The 15,720-nt window shown below is 52.5% G+C and carries 16 protein-coding genes and 1 riboswitch; of the genes, 13 read left to right on the forward strand and 3 right to left on the reverse strand.

What is annotated here, in order from left to right:
- Positions 1-13: 13 nt before the first annotated feature.
- Positions 14-2,281, reverse strand: coding sequence for a ribonucleoside-diphosphate reductase subunit alpha (locus EVJ29_RS01925; RefSeq protein WP_255569835.1), 2,268 nt, complete (start codon positions 2,279-2,281; stop codon positions 14-16).
- A gap of 509 nt (positions 2,282-2,790) precedes the next feature.
- On the opposite strand from EVJ29_RS01925, the gene EVJ29_RS01930 reads away from it, so the two are divergent.
- The 12 genes from EVJ29_RS01930 to EVJ29_RS01980 all read left to right on the forward strand — a co-directional run bounded on the left by EVJ29_RS01930 (position 2,791) and on the right by EVJ29_RS01980 (position 11,777).
- Positions 2,791-3,024 (forward strand): DUF1871 family protein, encoded by a 234-nt coding sequence (locus EVJ29_RS01930; RefSeq protein ID WP_131504672.1) that lies wholly within the window; start codon positions 2,791-2,793, stop codon positions 3,022-3,024.
- 12 nt (positions 3,025-3,036) lie between these two features.
- Complete coding sequence (locus EVJ29_RS01935; RefSeq protein ID WP_070328777.1) at positions 3,037-3,285, forward strand: NifU N-terminal domain-containing protein; 249 nt, start codon at positions 3,037-3,039, stop codon at positions 3,283-3,285.
- Positions 3,282-4,085, forward strand: a complete 804-nt coding sequence (locus EVJ29_RS01940; protein ID WP_131463887.1) for a glycosyltransferase family 2 protein — start codon at positions 3,282-3,284, stop codon at positions 4,083-4,085. The genes EVJ29_RS01935 and EVJ29_RS01940 overlap by 4 nt, the downstream gene beginning before the upstream one ends.
- 1 nt (position 4,086) lies before the next feature.
- Positions 4,087-4,581, forward strand: a complete 495-nt coding sequence (locus tag EVJ29_RS01945) for an Lrp/AsnC family transcriptional regulator (RefSeq protein WP_070328779.1) — start codon at positions 4,087-4,089, stop codon at positions 4,579-4,581.
- Positions 4,578-5,765, forward strand: coding sequence for an aminotransferase (locus tag EVJ29_RS01950; protein ID WP_070328780.1), 1,188 nt, complete (start codon positions 4,578-4,580; stop codon positions 5,763-5,765). Before EVJ29_RS01945 ends, EVJ29_RS01950 begins: the two co-directional genes overlap by 4 nt.
- Before the next feature lie 179 nt (positions 5,766-5,944).
- Positions 5,945-6,067 carry a hypothetical protein gene (locus EVJ29_RS15600; RefSeq protein ID WP_255569834.1) on the forward strand — a complete coding sequence of 41 codons (123 nt, stop codon included), beginning with the start codon at positions 5,945-5,947 and terminating at the stop codon, positions 6,065-6,067.
- A gap of 219 nt (positions 6,068-6,286) precedes the next feature.
- Positions 6,287-6,679 (forward strand): S1 domain-containing post-transcriptional regulator GSP13, encoded by a 393-nt coding sequence (gene yugI / locus EVJ29_RS01955; RefSeq protein ID WP_016509788.1) that lies wholly within the window; start codon positions 6,287-6,289, stop codon positions 6,677-6,679.
- Between the two features lie 97 nt (positions 6,680-6,776).
- On the forward strand, positions 6,777-7,775 hold the full coding sequence (locus EVJ29_RS01960; protein ID WP_131504673.1) for a Gfo/Idh/MocA family protein: 999 nt from the start codon (positions 6,777-6,779) through the stop codon (positions 7,773-7,775).
- Between the two features lie 68 nt (positions 7,776-7,843).
- Positions 7,844-9,007: an iron-containing alcohol dehydrogenase gene (locus EVJ29_RS01965; protein WP_131504674.1), complete on the forward strand. Its 1,164-nt coding sequence runs from the start codon at positions 7,844-7,846 to the stop codon at positions 9,005-9,007.
- A 106-nt stretch (positions 9,008-9,113) separates the two neighbouring features.
- Complete coding sequence (locus tag EVJ29_RS01970; RefSeq protein ID WP_131463882.1) at positions 9,114-10,466, forward strand: glucose-6-phosphate isomerase; 1,353 nt, start codon at positions 9,114-9,116, stop codon at positions 10,464-10,466.
- A 98-nt stretch (positions 10,467-10,564) separates the two neighbouring features.
- Positions 10,565-11,038 (forward strand): RNA deprotection pyrophosphohydrolase, encoded by a 474-nt coding sequence (gene ytkD / locus EVJ29_RS01975; protein WP_070328784.1) that lies wholly within the window; start codon positions 10,565-10,567, stop codon positions 11,036-11,038.
- Entirely contained in the window at positions 11,019-11,777 is a 759-nt protein-coding gene (locus EVJ29_RS01980) for an alpha/beta hydrolase family protein (RefSeq protein WP_131504675.1), read from the forward strand. The genes ytkD and EVJ29_RS01980 overlap by 20 nt, the downstream gene beginning before the upstream one ends.
- Positions 11,778-11,810: 33 nt before the next feature.
- Here EVJ29_RS01980 and pckA read toward each other — a convergent pair whose 3' ends face one another.
- Complete coding sequence (pckA, locus tag EVJ29_RS01985; protein WP_131504676.1) at positions 11,811-13,382, reverse strand: phosphoenolpyruvate carboxykinase (ATP); 1,572 nt, start codon at positions 13,380-13,382, stop codon at positions 11,811-11,813.
- 318 nt (positions 13,383-13,700) lie between these two features.
- Positions 13,701-13,820, forward strand: a riboswitch (SAM riboswitch).
- A gap of 131 nt (positions 13,821-13,951) precedes the next feature.
- On the opposite strand from pckA, the gene metK reads away from it, so the two are divergent.
- Positions 13,952-15,160: a methionine adenosyltransferase gene (gene metK / locus EVJ29_RS01990; protein WP_070329402.1), complete on the forward strand. Its 1,209-nt coding sequence runs from the start codon at positions 13,952-13,954 to the stop codon at positions 15,158-15,160.
- Positions 15,161-15,200: 40 nt separating this feature from the next.
- Here metK and EVJ29_RS01995 read toward each other — a convergent pair whose 3' ends face one another.
- Positions 15,201-15,698 (reverse strand): YtxH domain-containing protein, encoded by a 498-nt coding sequence (locus EVJ29_RS01995; RefSeq protein WP_131504677.1) that lies wholly within the window; start codon positions 15,696-15,698, stop codon positions 15,201-15,203.
- Positions 15,699-15,720 lie beyond the last annotated feature (22 nt).

Consider the following 15,720-nt stretch of genomic DNA (forward strand, 5'->3'; position numbering starts at 1 on the left):
CGTTAAACAGATGTTACGACGAACACGATTCGCATTCATCGACTTCGACGGTCGTTGAACGCGTGTAATAGATCGATTTCATACCGAGCGACCATGCCTCGAGGTGCATCCCCAGCATTTCAGTCGCCTTCACGTCGTTCTTGACGTATAAGTTGAAACTGATCGCTTGGTCGATGTGGCGTTGGCGGGCCGCGTTTTGACGGATGCTCCAAAGTTGGTCGACTTCAAACGCTGATTTGTAGAACCAGTTCGTCTCCGAGTTGAGGTCAGGGACGGTCACTGGGATCTTATAATTTTTCTTTTCTTCCGAATATACTTTCTTATAAATCGGGTCGATCGAAGCGGTGCTGCCGGCGATGATCGCTGTCGACGAGTTCGGTGCGACGGCCATCATGTAGGCGTTGCGGACACCGTTTTGGTGAACCTCAGCCGCGAGTCCGTCCCAGTCGAGCTCGTCGTGCGACCGGTAGTTGCGGCGACTGAAGTATTCGCCCGTGTGCCATTCCGAACCTTCGAACACGCCGAACGCGCCTTTTTCTTTCGCAAGTTCCATCGAAGCGTGAATCGTGAGATAGGCGATTTTTTCGTAAAGTTTCTCAGCGTAATGGACGGCGTCGACCGATTCCCAGCGTATGCCTTCGAGGGCGAGCAAATGGTGCCACCCGAACGTGCCGAGACCGACAGAACGATATTTCTGGTTCGTGATCATCGCTTGCGGCACTTCGATCGTGTTGAGGTCGATGACGTTATCGAGCATTCGCATTTGAATCGGGATGAGGCGCTCGAGTACGTCGGATTTGACGGCACGTGCGAGCGCGATCGAGCTCAAGTTACAGACGACAAAGTCGCCTGGCGTCTTCGTGATAACGATTTTCCCGTCTGCTGTGTACTCTTCATCGATTGTCGTCGCCGACATGTTCTGAGCGATTTCTGAACAGAGGTTCGAGCTGTAAATCATACCCGCATGTTTGTTCGGGTTGGCGCGGTTGACCGCATCCCGGAAGAACATGTACGGCGTGCCCGTCTCGAGCTGTGAGCGCATGTAACGTTTGACGAGGTCGATGGCCGGCACGGTTACACGTGTGAGCTCTGGGTTATTGACACAAGCCGTATATTTCTCGGTGAACGAACCGCCGTTGTCCGTCTCGTCGTAGAAGTCTTCAAGGCTGAAGCCCATGACCGTGCGGATCTCATGCGGGTCGAACAAATGCCAATCGCCCCGCGCTTCGACGGTACGCATGAACAAGTCCGGTAAACAGACGCCGGTGAACAAGTCATGAGTGCGGAGGCGCTCATCGCCGTTGTTCAACTTGGCATCGAGGAATTCAAAGATATCCTTGTGCCAGATGTCCAAGTAGACGGCGATCGAGCCTTGACGCATGCCGAGTTGATCGACCGAGACGGCCGTGTTGTTCAACTGCTTCATCCAAGGCAACGCACCGCTCGAGACACCTTTGAATCCTTTAATGTCACTTCCGCGTGAACGGATTTTGCCGAGGTAGACCCCGATGCCGCCGCCGCCTTTTGAAAGTGTGGCCACGTCCGTGTTCGAGTCGTAAATACCGCGGAGTGAATCATCGACCGTATCGATGAAGCAAGAGCTAAGCTGCCCGTACGATTTACCGGCATTCGAGAGCGTCGGCGTCGCGACGGTCATGTATAAGTTCGATAGCGCCCAGTAGGCTTCTTCGGCAAGTTGGACCCGTTTAGACGCGGCCTCGTTTTGCATGAGCGTCATGGCGATGACCATAAACCGCTCTTGTGGGAGCTCATATAAGTTTTTAACGTGATCGCGTCCGAGGTAACGGTCCGATAACGTCCGTAGGCCGATGTAAGTGAAGAGGCGATCGCGTGACGGGTCGATCAACGTCTCTAAATAAGCGATATCTTCTTTAGAGTATGTGTCAATTAACGCCGACGTGAAGATGCCTTTGTTCGTCAGCGTCTCGATCATCGAATAGAGTGAGCCGTAACGCATCGAAGCGTCATACCCGCGGTTGCGTGCTGCTTCAAGGTAGAGACGGTTTAAGTACATCTCGGTCGCGACGAATGTCCAGTCCGGCTCTTCAGCCTTCAACATATCGAGGGCGTGCATCGTCATCAAGTCATATACTACATCTTGTGTCAGTGATTTTGAATCGAGTGCTCGAATCAAACGTTCCTCGTAGCGTGCGACGCTGAGCTGCGGGTAACGTTGTGTTAAGGATTGGATCAATGTCGCTACGTCGGCAAGGGTTGGTGTTGCCGGCAACATCGTCTCGTGGTGGATAGGGGATGTCAAAACGATCACTCCTTCTTCGGGTGTAGAAATTATAAAGGTATAGCGGAACTTGTCCGATTCAACGTCAATGGGGATAGAACGTGATAAATATCCGTTAACTATATATTGACGTTTTATTCTCTTTTTAATCATAAATCACCCATATTTAGTTTTGCAATCATTGAAATTTATAAAACTGTGACGATGCGAATTACTTTTACTCTAAAACGGCTCTCTCAACCGTTTTGAGACGTGATATGAGACGAAAAAAAGATTTACTGATTCCCGAGGTCAAAGCTGTCCGCTTTTTTTGTAAGCGTTCAATCCGATTTGTCAATACAGAAATCAAGAAGAATGTCACTGATTCCATAAATTATTAAAAAGGTTATGACCAGGAATCAATACTAGATATAGTGTTGGCTCGATTTGAAAAAGCGGGAAATCCGAGGTAAGGCTAGCGCCATCGTCAAAAGTGCGGTAGATTGAGGAAGTACGATATAATATCAAGGCTAAAAAGAAGGGTTTTAAAAATGCGTTCAGAAGATTTATTATTAGCATGGGACCCGCTCGGTTACGGGCTTGGGTCTTACGGGCCAGAGTTCGATGACATCACAGTGGCGCTCGTGCAGATCGACTCGGAAGCGGAGATGAATGAAACGATTCGTCTTATTCTGACGGATTCGTTTGGAGAGTGCCCGTCTGAGGACGATACGCGCGCCATGGCCAGACAATTACTTACATCTTCAGAAGCTTGTCAATTATAAGGGGGAACCAACATGTTACGAATCGATCCAACACCTAATCCAAATGCAATGAAAATCACACTTCCTGAAAACGTCTTCGGAGCTAAGAGCCAAAGCGTGAAAGCCGGCGAATCAACAGAGCAACCGCTTCTCGCGAAACTCGTCACGATCGAAGGTGTCGAGAGCGTCTTCGCTTACGGCGATTTTGTCACAGTATCAAAAGAGAACGGCGTCAGCTGGGAAGCAATCTTACCGCACGTCGAAACTGCTTACCGCGGATGAACCCGCTCGTTTCGATCGTCATTCCGGCCTACGCGCGCGAGGCGGAACTGACGGAACTGCTCGAAAGTTTGACGGTACAGACGTTTCAACAGTTCGAAGTGCTTGTAGTAAATAATGATGGGCCGCCAAAGCAACATCTTTTGGCGCCTTTTTTGAATCGATTGTCGGTTCGGTTGATCGAGCTTGAAGAAAATCATCACGTCAAAGCGCGAAACCGAGGCGTGATGGAGGCAAGAGGCGAGTATATTCTCTTATTAGATGACGATGATTTACTCATGCCGACCCATATCGAACGAGCGCTCGATGATTTGACGACGGCAGACCTCGTCTTCACCGATGCGGAACTGTTTCGGTTCACATGGCAAGACGGGCGGCGGGTCGTCACGGAGTGGGAGGCGTTCGCCTACGAGCTCGACTTGGACCGGATTCGGCAAGACTCGACGTTCATCCCGTCCGGCACGCTTTACCGCAAGCGGCTTCATGACGTCATTGGCATGTTCGATGAGACGGTTTATAACTATTGGGACTGGGACTTTATCTTACGTGTAATCGAGCACGGGACGGTCGTTCATCCAGCCCGGGCGACGGTGCTCTACGCTTTTAACGGAACCGACAACTTATCGGCGAAACAAGATGAGGCGCGTCGACGCTATTTTGAGCGGTTTTGTCAAAAACACGGCTTGGTGAATATGGAGATGAAGAATTTTCATATCGTCCAGTCTGAACGGCGGGACTACGTGAGACAGACAGAAAGGTCGTTCGCAGGGACGTTTCCCGGTAGAACGGAAGGAGACAACTAATATGTACACAACAAAAGAGTTAGAACTTTTGGAATTGCTTGAAGAAAAAGGATACCTCGAGACGAAGTTGCTCGCGGACTTGCTCGCGACCGATGAGGCGACCGTCGAAGCGATGCTCGAGAAGTTCAAAGCGGACGGCATCTTGCTCGGTTTCCGGGCGATGATCAACTGGCAGAAGATTAACCGTCACGATGTCACGGCGTTCATCGACGTCAAAGTCACACCGAAGCGAGGTCGCGGGTTTGACGAGGTCGCGGAGCGGATTTACCGCTTCCCGGAAGTGACGGCTCTCTATTTGATGTCGGGCGCGTACGACCTGCAAGTCGTCATCCGGGCGAGTTCGCTCCAAGACGTGGCGTCGTTCGTCTCGGACAAACTGTCACCGCTTGACTCGGTCGTGTCGACGACGACTCACTTCAAGTTGAAGACGTACAAGCATGACGGTATTTTGTTCACCCCACAAGTCGAAGACAAACGGTTGAACATCACGCCATGAAGTCGCTATCGAATCAAGTCGTCTCGATGAAGCCGTCTGGCATTCGCCGTTTCTTCGATTTGGCACAGACGATGGAAAATGTCGTCTCTCTTGGGGTGGGAGAGCCGGACTTCATCACGCCATGGAACGTCCGCGAAGCGAGCTACGCGGCACTCGAGCAAGGCTATACGGCTTATAGTGCCAACGCGGGTCTGCTCGAGCTGCGTGAAGCGATTGCTCGTTACATGACCGACCGTTTTGACGTCACGTATGACCCGGCGACCGAATTGATCGTCACGACAGGGGCGTCTCAGGCGCTCGATATCGCCTTCCGTGCTTTATTGAACCCGGGTGACGAGGTTCTCGTCGTCGAGCCAGCTTTCGTCTCCTACGGGCCGCTCATTGAATTAGCCGGTGGGACCGTCGTCCCGGTCGCTTGTCGTCCGGAGTCCGGGTTTCGCTTGAATCGGGAAGACGTCGCAGCAGCGATCACGGAACGGACAAAAGCGATTTTGCTCTGCTTCCCGTCGAACCCGACCGGCGCGACGATGACGGGCGACGAACTCGCCGAAATCGCGGAACTCGCTACGAAACACGATTTGTGGGTTGTGAGCGATGAGATTTACGCGGAGCTGTCTTACGATGCCCCGTTCACGAGCTTTGCGACGCTCCACGACATGCGCGAGCGGACGATCGTCGTCAACGGTTTTTCAAAAGCGTTCGCGATGACCGGATGGCGCCTCGGCTTCACGTGCGCCCCGGAAGTCGTGACTCGGGAAATGCTTAAAGTGCATCAGTACGGCATGATGTGTGCGCCGACGCTCGTCCAATTTGGAGGGCTTGAGGCGTTGCGCAGCCGCGACCAACACGTCCCGAAGATGGTGAAGAGTTATCGCCAGCGTCGTAACTATTTTATCCAGGCGTTAAACGACGCAGGTCTCCCGACCCACGTCCCGGGTGGTGCGTTCTATGCATTCCCGTCCATCCGCCATACTGGGCTTTCGAGCGAGGAGTTCGCCGAACGGTTGCTGCTTGAAGAGCGAGTGGCGGTCGTTCCGGGCAATGCGTTCGGAGCGAGCGGGGAAGGCTTTGTTCGTGCGAGTTATGCGACGTCGATCGAGCAGCTTCAAGAAGCGATCCGCCGTATCGATCGGTTCATGAAACAGTTTGAACTGGCAACGTCAACGACAGACTCTCAGCGATGAGGGTCTGTTGACGTTTTAGCGATAAGGTGAATGGTGATCGCGCCTCGCCCACGACCGAATATCGACCGATTATTCTAAAATGGGTTGAACGATGTAACATAAAATGGGAAGATATACGAAAGTGGCGTGTGAATATAGATTATGGGGTCGAGATTGAGGGCGGATTAGAAGGTAAATGAGTGAAGCACCCGAACCTTGAACATTCGTACGAACCGACCGCGACGGACTTGGGGATATCGGTCGGTCGATTCGCGATGAGTTTGGACGAGATGGCTAGTGGGGATGTCTATGAAATCAGCTAGCAGCGGACGTTTGCGACATCTTAAAACAAAAAAAGGGCTAGGCGTTAGCCTAGCGGAATCAGGGGGGAATACTTGAAGTCTTGCTTGATTTGTATTTACCCTGAGGTGCGACTTTGAAACGTCAAAATAATCCTAAATAATCTTTTTTACTATTTTCTACACTTTATCGAAAAAAGTATGTTATAGTAAGTTGATGAATTTAGCATAGGAGTGTTTGTAATGGCAAAATACGAAAAAGATCAAGTTTTAAAAGGTAAAGTAACAGGAATTCAACCTTTCGGTGCGTTCGTCGCACTCGACGACGAGACACAAGGTCTTGTCCACATCTCTGAAATCTCACATGACTACGTGAAAGACGTGAACGAGTACGTTCAAGTCGGCCAAGAAGTTGAAGTGAAAATTCTTGATGTTGATGAAGCATCTAAGAAAATCAAGCTTTCAATGAAAGCGACACAAGAAGCACCAAAACGCGAGAAGTCGGCTAAGCCAGCTCGTCGTGGCGCACCACGCCGCAACGAAGCTTCAAACTTCAAGCAAGAAGAAGCGCCAGGCTTCACAGTCCTTAAGGACAAGCTCGAAGACTGGATCAAAAACACGAACTTCAAAAAGTAAGTGATGAAAGGCGGCCTATTCCAAATAGGTCGCCTTTTTTTTGTACAGGAAATTGAACAGATGTTCCCGAAAGAGATAGAGAAAGGAGTAGATTTACATGAAAATTGGAATCATCGGGACGGGCGGTATCGCCACAAGCGCACACATCCCGCATTACATCGCGGCCGGGGCGGACGTCGTCGCGGTCATGAACCGGACACGGGAGCGCGGGGAGGCGGTTGCCCGTCAGTTCGGGATCGAACGGGTTTATGACACGGTAGCGGACATGCTCGCAAACGAGCAGCTTGATGCGGTCAGCGTCTGCACACCGAACGCCCTGCATAAAGACCATGTCATCCAGGCGCTCGATGCCGGTTGTCACGTCCTTTGCGAGAAACCGCCGGCCATCTCGGAGCGTGAGGCGGACGAGATGCTACAAGCGGCCAAGCGGGCCGGCCGGACGCTCCATTACGGCTTCCATTTCCGGCATCGGACGGACACGCAACTGCTGAAACGTTTGATTGACTCAAATGAACTCGGTCACATCTATGCGGCGACCGCGCTCGCCCTAAGGCGCCGTGGCATCCCGGGTTGGGGCGTGTTCACGGACAAAGAACTTCAAGGAGGCGGGGCGCTGCTGGATATCGGCGTCCATATGCTCGACCTCGCCCTCTATTTGATGGATTATCCGAAACCGGTCGACGTGGTCGGTCACGTCGGACAGTATCTTGGGACGCGTCCTGGTGTCGGTCTGATGGGCGACTGGGACGCCGACAACTTCTCGGTTGAAGACACGGCCCGGGCGATGGTCACGTTCGAGAACGGGGCCTCACTCTTTTTAGACGCGAGCTTCATGGCGAACATCGGGCCGAAGGATACGATGAACGTGGAATTGAGAGGGACAGCCGGCGGGGCGTCGTTGTTCCCGCTCACGATCCATACGGAAGAACATGGCGCTCTGTTTGACAAGACGCCGGCTCATTTGACGTTACAAGACCCGTACGCGACACAGATTCGCTCCTTCCTTGAGGCGTGTCGGCATGAGCCGTCATACGAGCAGGCCGAACAGGCGGTCCTGCTTCATCAAATCATCGACCGCATATACAGTCAGGGCTAATCACTTTTCAATCCAGAAAAACAGGGTATATAGTGTAGGTGTTACATATTTTTGAAGGAGGATGACTTATGCACAACTTTGAATACAAAAACCCAACGAAATTGATCTTCGGGACGCATCAGATCGAGAAGCTCACAGGCGAGCTCAAAGCGCTTGACGCGAAGAAAGTGATGCTCGTCTATGGAGGCGGGAGCATCAAGAAGAACGGGACGTATGAGGAAGTCGTTGCTGAATTAAATAAAGCGGACATCGAGTTCGTCGACTTCTCAGGTGTCGAACCGAACCCGCGGATTGAAACGGTGAGACGTGCGGTCACGAAAGCACGCGAAGAAGGCATCGACGCCTTGCTCGCGGTCGGCGGCGGTTCAGTCATCGATTGCACGAAATTGATCTCGGCAGCGATCCCGTATGACGGCGACGCATGGGACATCGTCCTCCGTGACCATATCCCGACTGAAGCGGTACCGTTCGGGACGGTGCTCACACTCGCGGCGACAGGTTCTGAGATGAACTCCGGTTCGGTCATCACGAACTGGGAGACGCAAGAGAAATATGGTTGGGGCCACCCGCTCGTCTATCCGACGTTCTCGATCCTCGACCCGCGCTATACCGTGTCGGTGCCGAAAGACCAAACGATCTATGGCATCGTCGACATGATGAGCCATTGTTTCGAGCAGTACTTCCACCCGAACCACGCTCCGGTCCAAGAGCGGATGACTGAAGGCGTCTTGAAAGCGGTCGTCGAGTCGGCACCGAAGCTCGTCGACGACTTAGAGAACGTCGACTTGCGTGCCATCATCTTGTTCGCAGGCACGATCGCCTTGAACGGGGTCTTGCAGATGGGCGCTTCTGGTGACTGGGCGTCGCACAACATCGAGCACGCCGTTTCGGCTGTCCATGACATCCCGCACGCCGGCGGTCTCGCCATCCTCTTCCCACGCTGGATGGAGCACGTCCTTGAAGAAGACAACGCGGCACGGTTCGCACGACTCGGGACAGAAGTGTTCAACGTCGAACCGGGTGCGACTGACCTCGAGACAGCGAAACGCACGATCACAGCGGTCCGTGCTTTCTTCGACCAACTTGGTGCGCCAAGTTCACTCCGCGACTATGAGATCGACGAGTCGACGTTTGAGGCGATCCTTGATTCAGCGATGAAGCGTGGAGCGTTCGGACGTTTCCGTACACTCGAACGCGAAGACGTGGCTGCGATTCTTGAATTGAGCAAATAAGGCGATTTGATGCCTATTTTGCAATAATGATTGAACGAATCCGTCGTTTCCGTTTATGATGGGTCATGTATGGCTCTTAGATGAGCGATTTAAAGGAGGAAATGCCATGTCAACAGTACGTTTCGATTATTCTAACGCCCTGTCTTTCGTCGGGGAACACGAAGTCGATCAAATGCAAGAAACGGTGAAAGCACTCCATTCGGTCATCCACGACCGGAGCGGTGCCGGCAGCGATTTTCTAGGCTGGGTCGACCTTCCAACGAATTTTGATACGGATGAGTTCGCACGCATCAAGGCGGCCGCTGAACGAATCCGTGACAACTCGGACGTCCTCGTCGTCGTCGGAATCGGTGGGTCGTATCTCGGCGCTCGTGCAGCCATCGAGATGCTGCAACATTCATTCTTCAACGTGTTGTCAAAAGAGGAGCGTAACGCCCCGCAAGTCTTCTTCGCGGGCCACAACATCTCGTCAACGTACATGACGGAGTTGCTTCAAGTACTTGAAGGCAAAGAAGTCTCAGTCAACGTCATCTCGAAATCGGGAACGACGACAGAGCCGGCAATTGCTTTCCGTGTCCTCAAGCAGTTCATGGAAGAGAAGTACGGCCAAGACGGCGCACGCGAGCGCATTTATGCGACGACAGACCGTGCCCGTGGCGCTTTGAAGACGCTCGCTGATGCAGAAGGTTACGAGACGTTCGTCATTCCGGACGATGTCGGTGGACGGTTCTCTGTCCTCACACCAGTCGGTTTGCTTCCAATCGCGGCGGCAGGCATCGATATCGATGCCCTCATGGAAGGTGCGCGTGACGCGGAAAATGCCTACAGTTCACCTGAACTTTCAGAGAACGAGGCGTATCAGTACGCGGTCGTCCGTAACGCCATGTATGCGAAAGGTAAATCGATCGAACTTCTCGTCAACTACGAGCCGGCACTTCACTATGTATCAGAGTGGTGGAAACAGCTTTACGGCGAGTCGGAAGGCAAAGACAACAAAGGGATCTTCCCGGCGGCAGTTGACTTCTCGACTGACCTCCACTCGATGGGACAATACATCCAAGAAGGTCGCCGCGACTTGTTCGAGACGGTCATCCGTGTCACGAACGTCCGTCACGCGTTGAACGTCCCTGAAGACGCACAAGACCTCGACGGCTTGAACTTCCTTGCCGGTGAGACGATCCAATTCGTCAACGACAAGGCGACGGAAGGAACGCTCCTCGCCCACACGGACGGAAACGTGCCGAACCTCGTCGTCGAATTGCCAGAGATGACGCCATATCATCTCGGCTACTTGTTCTACTTCTTCGAGAAGGCGTGCGCGATGAGCGGCTACATTCTCGGAGTCAACCCGTTCAACCAGCCAGGTGTTGAAGCATATAAAGCGAACATGTTCGCTTTGCTTGGAAAACCAGGTTACGAAGAACAAAAAGCTGAGCTTGAAAAGCGCTTAAACCAATGATTTGTTGTAGGTCCGCCTCGGCGGGCCTATTTTTTTGTTTGAAACTAGGGTGAGACAAGGTAAAGTGAGAGTAGACACGGGAAAGAAAGGGATGGACTATGTTGACATTCACGGACTACTATCACAATAAAGTCGAGTTGAGCTTCGAGCACTATCCATTTTCGGATACGCCGCTTCACGTCTGGGTCGTCGCCCGCTATGCGGACAAATGGGTGCTCACGAAGCATAAGCAGCGCGGACTCGAATTTCCGGGAGGGAAAGTCGAACCCGGAGAACACGAGGATGACGCGGCGATTCGGGAAGTGTACGAGGAGACGGGAGGCGTCGTCAAGACGCTCCATTATTTAGGGCAGTACCGGGTGCTCGGGCGTGGCGACACCGTCATCAAAAATATTTATTTTGCGGAGATCGAGCGGTTCGAGGATCATCCGGCCGTCGATGAGACCGATGGGGCCGTCTTGTTGGACACGTTACCGACGAACCTGCTCCGTAACGGCCGCTACAGTTTCATGATGAAAGATAAAGTGTTGCCCGAGACGATGAAAGTACTCCATGACAAAAAGTTGGTTTGATCGAGTCGACGTCCTGCCTCCTTATCCGGGATACCCCGTTCATCGAGGTTGGTACGAGACGAGTGACGGGGAAGAAGTCGTCGCCTATACGATCACGCCAAAACGCCCGAACGGCCAGGTGCTGTTTTATTTACGAGGCGGCACCGGAAGGATCGGTGACGTCCGGTTGCCTCGGCTGATGCAATTCGCGGCGAAAGGGTTCCATGTCGTGGCGCCGGTCTATCGCGGAAACCACGGGGGGACCGGGAAAGAGGATTTCGGAGGCGCCGACTTAGAGGACGTCGTGTCTCTGTATGACCGCGTTAGCCGGACGCACCAGACGATCCACGCCCTCGGCTTTTCCCGGGGAGGCATGATGGCGTTGTCGCTCGCATCAAAACGTCCCGTCACGTCGGTCACGTCGTGGGCGGGTGTGACGAATTTGGAGTGGACGTATGAAGAACAGCGTTCGATGCGGAAGATGTTGCGCCGGATGACCGGGGGAGACCCGGAGGCGGTCCATGAGGCGTATGTCGAACGGTCTCCGCTCTTCAAAGACTGGCAGGCGCCGACGCTACTCATTCATGGGACGGACGACGAGCAAGTCCGGCTTCGTCATGCGACCGCCCTCGCCGACAAGATTGGTTCGCAAGCAGAGCTTTGGATCTTGCCGTTCGCCCATCAGCTCCCGTTCTGGGAAAAATGGAAGACGACGGACCGAGCGATGGATTGGATGTTGGCGATTGCAAGAAAAAAATGACTAGTACCCGAGCGGGGTACTAGTCATTTTGAGTTAAAAGACGATTGGGCCGGCCGCGATGACTTTCTCACTCGCTTTCGTGAATCGTTTAAAGTTTTGTTGGAACTTCAAGGCGAGCGCTCGCGCTTCGACATCGTAATGAGCCGTATCTTTCCAAGTGTCACGTGGGTTGAGCACGTCTTGTGGGACGCCATCGATATGGACCGGGATGTCGACGTTGAAGATGTCGTGCTTCACAGTGTCGACGTCACGCAATTGACCGTTGATTGCGGCGTTCACCATGGCCCGTGTGTAGCTGAGCTTCATACGTGACCCTTCACCGTAAGCCCCGCCGGTCCAACCCGTGTTGACGAGGTAGACGTCGACGTTATGCTGCTCGATCAACTTACCGAGCATGTCGGCGTACCGTTCCGGGGCGAGCGGCAAGAACGGTGAGCCGAAGCAAGTCGAGAACGTTGCTTGTGGCTCAGTCACGCCGCGCTCCGTGCCGGCTAGTTTTGACGTGTAGCCGGATAGGAAGTGATACATCGCCTGCTCTTTCGTCAACTTGCTGATCGGCGGGAGCACCCCGTAAGCATCGGCCGTCAAGAAGACGATCGTGTTCGGGTGACCGGCCCGTGAAGGGAGCATCGCGTTATCGATGTATTGAATCGGATAAGCTGCTCGCGTATTCTCGGTGAGCGAGATGTTTTTGTAGTCGGCTGAGCGGTCTTCGTTCAAGACGACGTTTTCGATCAACGATCCGAAACGGATAGCGTCATAAATTTGCGGCTCGTTCTCACGTGACAAGTTGATCGTCTTGGCGTAGCAACCGCCTTCGATATTGAAGATGCCGTCTGGCGACCAACCGTGCTCATCGTCACCGATGAGATGACGTTCCGTATCGGCCGAGAGCGTCGTCTTGCCCGTGCCCGATAGTCCGAAGAAGAGCGCCGTCTCCCCGGCGTCCGAGACGTTGGCCGAGCAATGCATCGACAAGACGTGCTGTTCAGGTAATAGGAAGTTCATGACCGAGAAAATCGATTTTTTAATTTCGCCGCCGTATTCTGTTCCCCCGATCAGAATGGTACGTTTGGCGAACGAGACGAGGATAAACGTTTCTGAGTTCGTCCCGTCAACTGTTGGGTCGGCCTTGTAGCTCGGTGCATAAATGACCGTGAATGGGTCAAACGCAGCTCTCGTCGGCCACTCTCGCAAGAACAACTGCTTCGCGAACAAGCTGTGCCACGCATACTCGGTGATGGCGCGTACCGGTAGCGTGTAGTGCTCATCTGCTCCAGCCGAAGCTTCGAGATAATACAGCTTCTGTTTCGTCTCGAGATGAGTGAGGACTTTGTCGAGAAGAGCGGTGAACTTGTCTTCTGCGATCGGCTGATTGACCGGACCCCAGTCCACTAACGAGTTGCTGACTTCATCTTGGACGACGAATTTGTCTTTCGGTGACCGCCCTGTGAATTTCCCTGTACTGACCGATAAAGCCCCGTCTTTCGTCAGTACGCCTTCACCGTTACGAATGGCTTCTTCCACCAGTTCTGGAACCGTTAAGTTCCGTAATACATCGGCACCCTTAATTAATTCTTCGATTTTCAGGAGCGTAGTCGCCATCCTGAATCCCACCTTTCCCCTAAATAGATGTGGATGAAATCCGCATACTTCCGCGATTAATTAGTATGACACTTTTTATTATATGTGACACACTAATCAAAAACAAGCATTTCTTTACCCTTTAAAGTAAGCGCTTTCTTACAAAGACATTCTAACATATTCTGTATAAGCGGGGAGTGAAAAAACGGAAACCGTCAAAAAAATGTTTGATATTTCACAAACATAAATGATTTCCGTGATTACGAAGAAATTTACAAATTAAGCGGATACGCTTGACAGAACGGTATGGCATTTATATGATGGTGTTCGTAACGGATACTCTTATTCTGAGCGGTGGAGGGAACAAGGCCCTACGAAGCCCAGCAACCGTCCGATCCTGTAGTCTTTTTCGGAAAAGGTGCTATCCTGAAGCGAAGCGACAGCTTCGAACGATAAGAGGGTAAGGAAGAACGATTCAACCTTTCCCATTGAACGTGGCGAAAGGTTTTTTTCATTACCGTCCCAAAGCAACGCGTAAGGGGAACGAGTACCGTCCACACATCACCCTTATTAATAGGAGGTTTTTCGAAATGTCAAACTTGAACCGTCGACTTTTCACTTCGGAGTCCGTCACTGAAGGACATCCGGATAAAATTTGTGACCAAATCTCAGATGCGATTTTGGATGCAATTTTGGCTGAAGATCCAAACGCCCGCGTTGCGGCTGAGACGTCTGTCACGACAGGTCTCGTGCTCGTAGCTGGTGAAATCACGACATCGACTTACGTGGATATCCCGAAAGTTGTACGTGAAACTGTTCGTGAGATCGGCTACACGCGCGCCAAATATGGTTTTGACGCTGAGACTTGTGCTGTACTCACAGCAATCGACGAGCAGTCGGCAGACATCGCACTCGGTGTCGACCAAGCGCTCGAAGCTCGTGAAGGTCAAATGACTGACGAAGAAATCGATGCGATCGGTGCCGGTGACCAAGGCCTCATGTTCGGTTATGCAACGAACGAGACACCTGAACTCATGCCGCTCCCGATCTCACTCGCTCACAAATTGTCACGTCGCTTGGCAGAAGTCCGCAAAAACGGAACGCTCACTTACCTTCGTCCAGACGGTAAGACGCAAGTAACTGTCGAATACGACCAAGACAACAACCCGGTCCGTATCGATACGATCGTCATCTCGACGCAACACGCAGAAGACATCACGCTCGAGCAGATCCAAGCGGACCTTAAAGAACACGTGATCGAAGCAGTCATCCCGGCTGAACTCATCGACGCCGAGACAAAATACTTCATCAACCCGACTGGCCGTTTCGTCATCGGTGGACCACAAGGTGATGCAGGTCTCACAGGACGTAAAATCATCGTCGACACATACGGTGGATACGCTCGCCACGGCGGTGGTGCGTTCTCAGGTAAAGATCCTACCAAAGTTGACCGTTCGGCAGCATACGCGGCCCGCTACGTGGCGAAAAACCTCGTGGCAGCTGGACTTGCTGACAAAGCGGAAGTTCAACTTGCATACGCGATCGGTGTCGCACACCCGGTTTCAATCGCGGTGGACACGTTCGGCACTGGTAAATTGAGCGAGACTGAACTCGTTGAACTCATTCGTGAGAACTTCGACCTTCGTCCGGCCGGCATCATCAAGATGCTCGACCTTCGTCGCCCGATCTACAGACAGACAGCAGCTTACGGACACTTTGGTCGCACAGACGTTGAACTCCCATGGGAGCAGACGGACAAAGCGGCAGTGCTTGAAGAAGGCGCAAAACGTTTCGCATAAGCAATAAAAAACGACCTTTCGCGAGAAAGGTCGTTTTTTATTATGCTTGTGGTTTATTTTCGTTTGTTGCGTTCTCGTTGCCAAGTGCCGTATCTTTCGCCTCGACGACTTTCTCGCCAATATCTTGCAAATCTGATTTTGCTTCCTGGGCCGTCTCGACGACTTTGTTCACGTCTTGTTTGACCGTGTCGACTTCACCGACAACTTTTTCATAGACGTTTTGCACATCGGTCGACACTTCTTGAATCATACCTGAAGCCGATTTCACTTGCTCGATGACTTGAGACGCTTTACCGGCCGGATCTTCTTTGATCGTGTCGACGAGACCGCCGACAGACGACTTCGCATTCGTGAGTGACTGTTTCGTCGTCTCACGGTTCGACGAGCTAAGTAGGGCGATCAGACCGCCGACGAGCGCACCGAGAAGCATTCCGGTCACGACGTTGATTCTAGGACCACCCGAGTTGGTTTGGTCGAATTGGCGATTCGGGTTGTTAGCGTTAGCTGCGTGCGGATCGTCTTGTAATGTTGGTTCCATGTCTAAACACTCCTTTGTAAGT

The sequence above is a fragment of the Exiguobacterium sp. SH4S7 genome, assembly GCF_004336795.1.
Taxonomy (GTDB): domain Bacteria; phylum Bacillota; class Bacilli; order Exiguobacteriales; family Exiguobacteriaceae; genus Exiguobacterium; species Exiguobacterium aurantiacum_A.

Excerpts from the sequence above, each read along its gene's own strand:
- EVJ29_RS01930 (WP_131504672.1), top strand. The coding sequence starts at position 2,791 with ATGCGTTCAGAAGATTTATTATTAGCATGGGACCCGCTCGGTTACGGG.
- EVJ29_RS01935 (WP_070328777.1), top strand. The coding sequence starts at position 3,037 with ATGTTACGAATCGATCCAACACCTAATCCAAATGCAATGAAAATCACA.
- EVJ29_RS01940 (WP_131463887.1), top strand. The coding sequence starts at position 3,282 with ATGAACCCGCTCGTTTCGATCGTCATTCCGGCCTACGCGCGCGAGGCG.
- EVJ29_RS01945 (WP_070328779.1), top strand. The coding sequence starts at position 4,087 with ATGTACACAACAAAAGAGTTAGAACTTTTGGAATTGCTTGAAGAAAAA.
- EVJ29_RS01950 (WP_070328780.1), top strand. The coding sequence starts at position 4,578 with ATGAAGTCGCTATCGAATCAAGTCGTCTCGATGAAGCCGTCTGGCATT.
- yugI (WP_016509788.1), top strand. The coding sequence starts at position 6,287 with ATGGCAAAATACGAAAAAGATCAAGTTTTAAAAGGTAAAGTAACAGGA.
- EVJ29_RS01960 (WP_131504673.1), top strand. The coding sequence starts at position 6,777 with ATGAAAATTGGAATCATCGGGACGGGCGGTATCGCCACAAGCGCACAC.
- EVJ29_RS01965 (WP_131504674.1), top strand. The coding sequence starts at position 7,844 with ATGCACAACTTTGAATACAAAAACCCAACGAAATTGATCTTCGGGACG.
- EVJ29_RS01970 (WP_131463882.1), top strand. The coding sequence starts at position 9,114 with ATGTCAACAGTACGTTTCGATTATTCTAACGCCCTGTCTTTCGTCGGG.
- ytkD (WP_070328784.1), top strand. The coding sequence starts at position 10,565 with ATGTTGACATTCACGGACTACTATCACAATAAAGTCGAGTTGAGCTTC.
- EVJ29_RS01980 (WP_131504675.1), top strand. The coding sequence starts at position 11,019 with ATGACAAAAAGTTGGTTTGATCGAGTCGACGTCCTGCCTCCTTATCCG.
- pckA (WP_131504676.1), bottom strand. The coding sequence starts at position 13,382 with ATGGCGACTACGCTCCTGAAAATCGAAGAATTAATTAAGGGTGCCGAT.
- metK (WP_070329402.1), top strand. The coding sequence starts at position 13,952 with ATGTCAAACTTGAACCGTCGACTTTTCACTTCGGAGTCCGTCACTGAA.
- EVJ29_RS01995 (WP_131504677.1), bottom strand. The coding sequence starts at position 15,698 with ATGGAACCAACATTACAAGACGATCCGCACGCAGCTAACGCTAACAAC.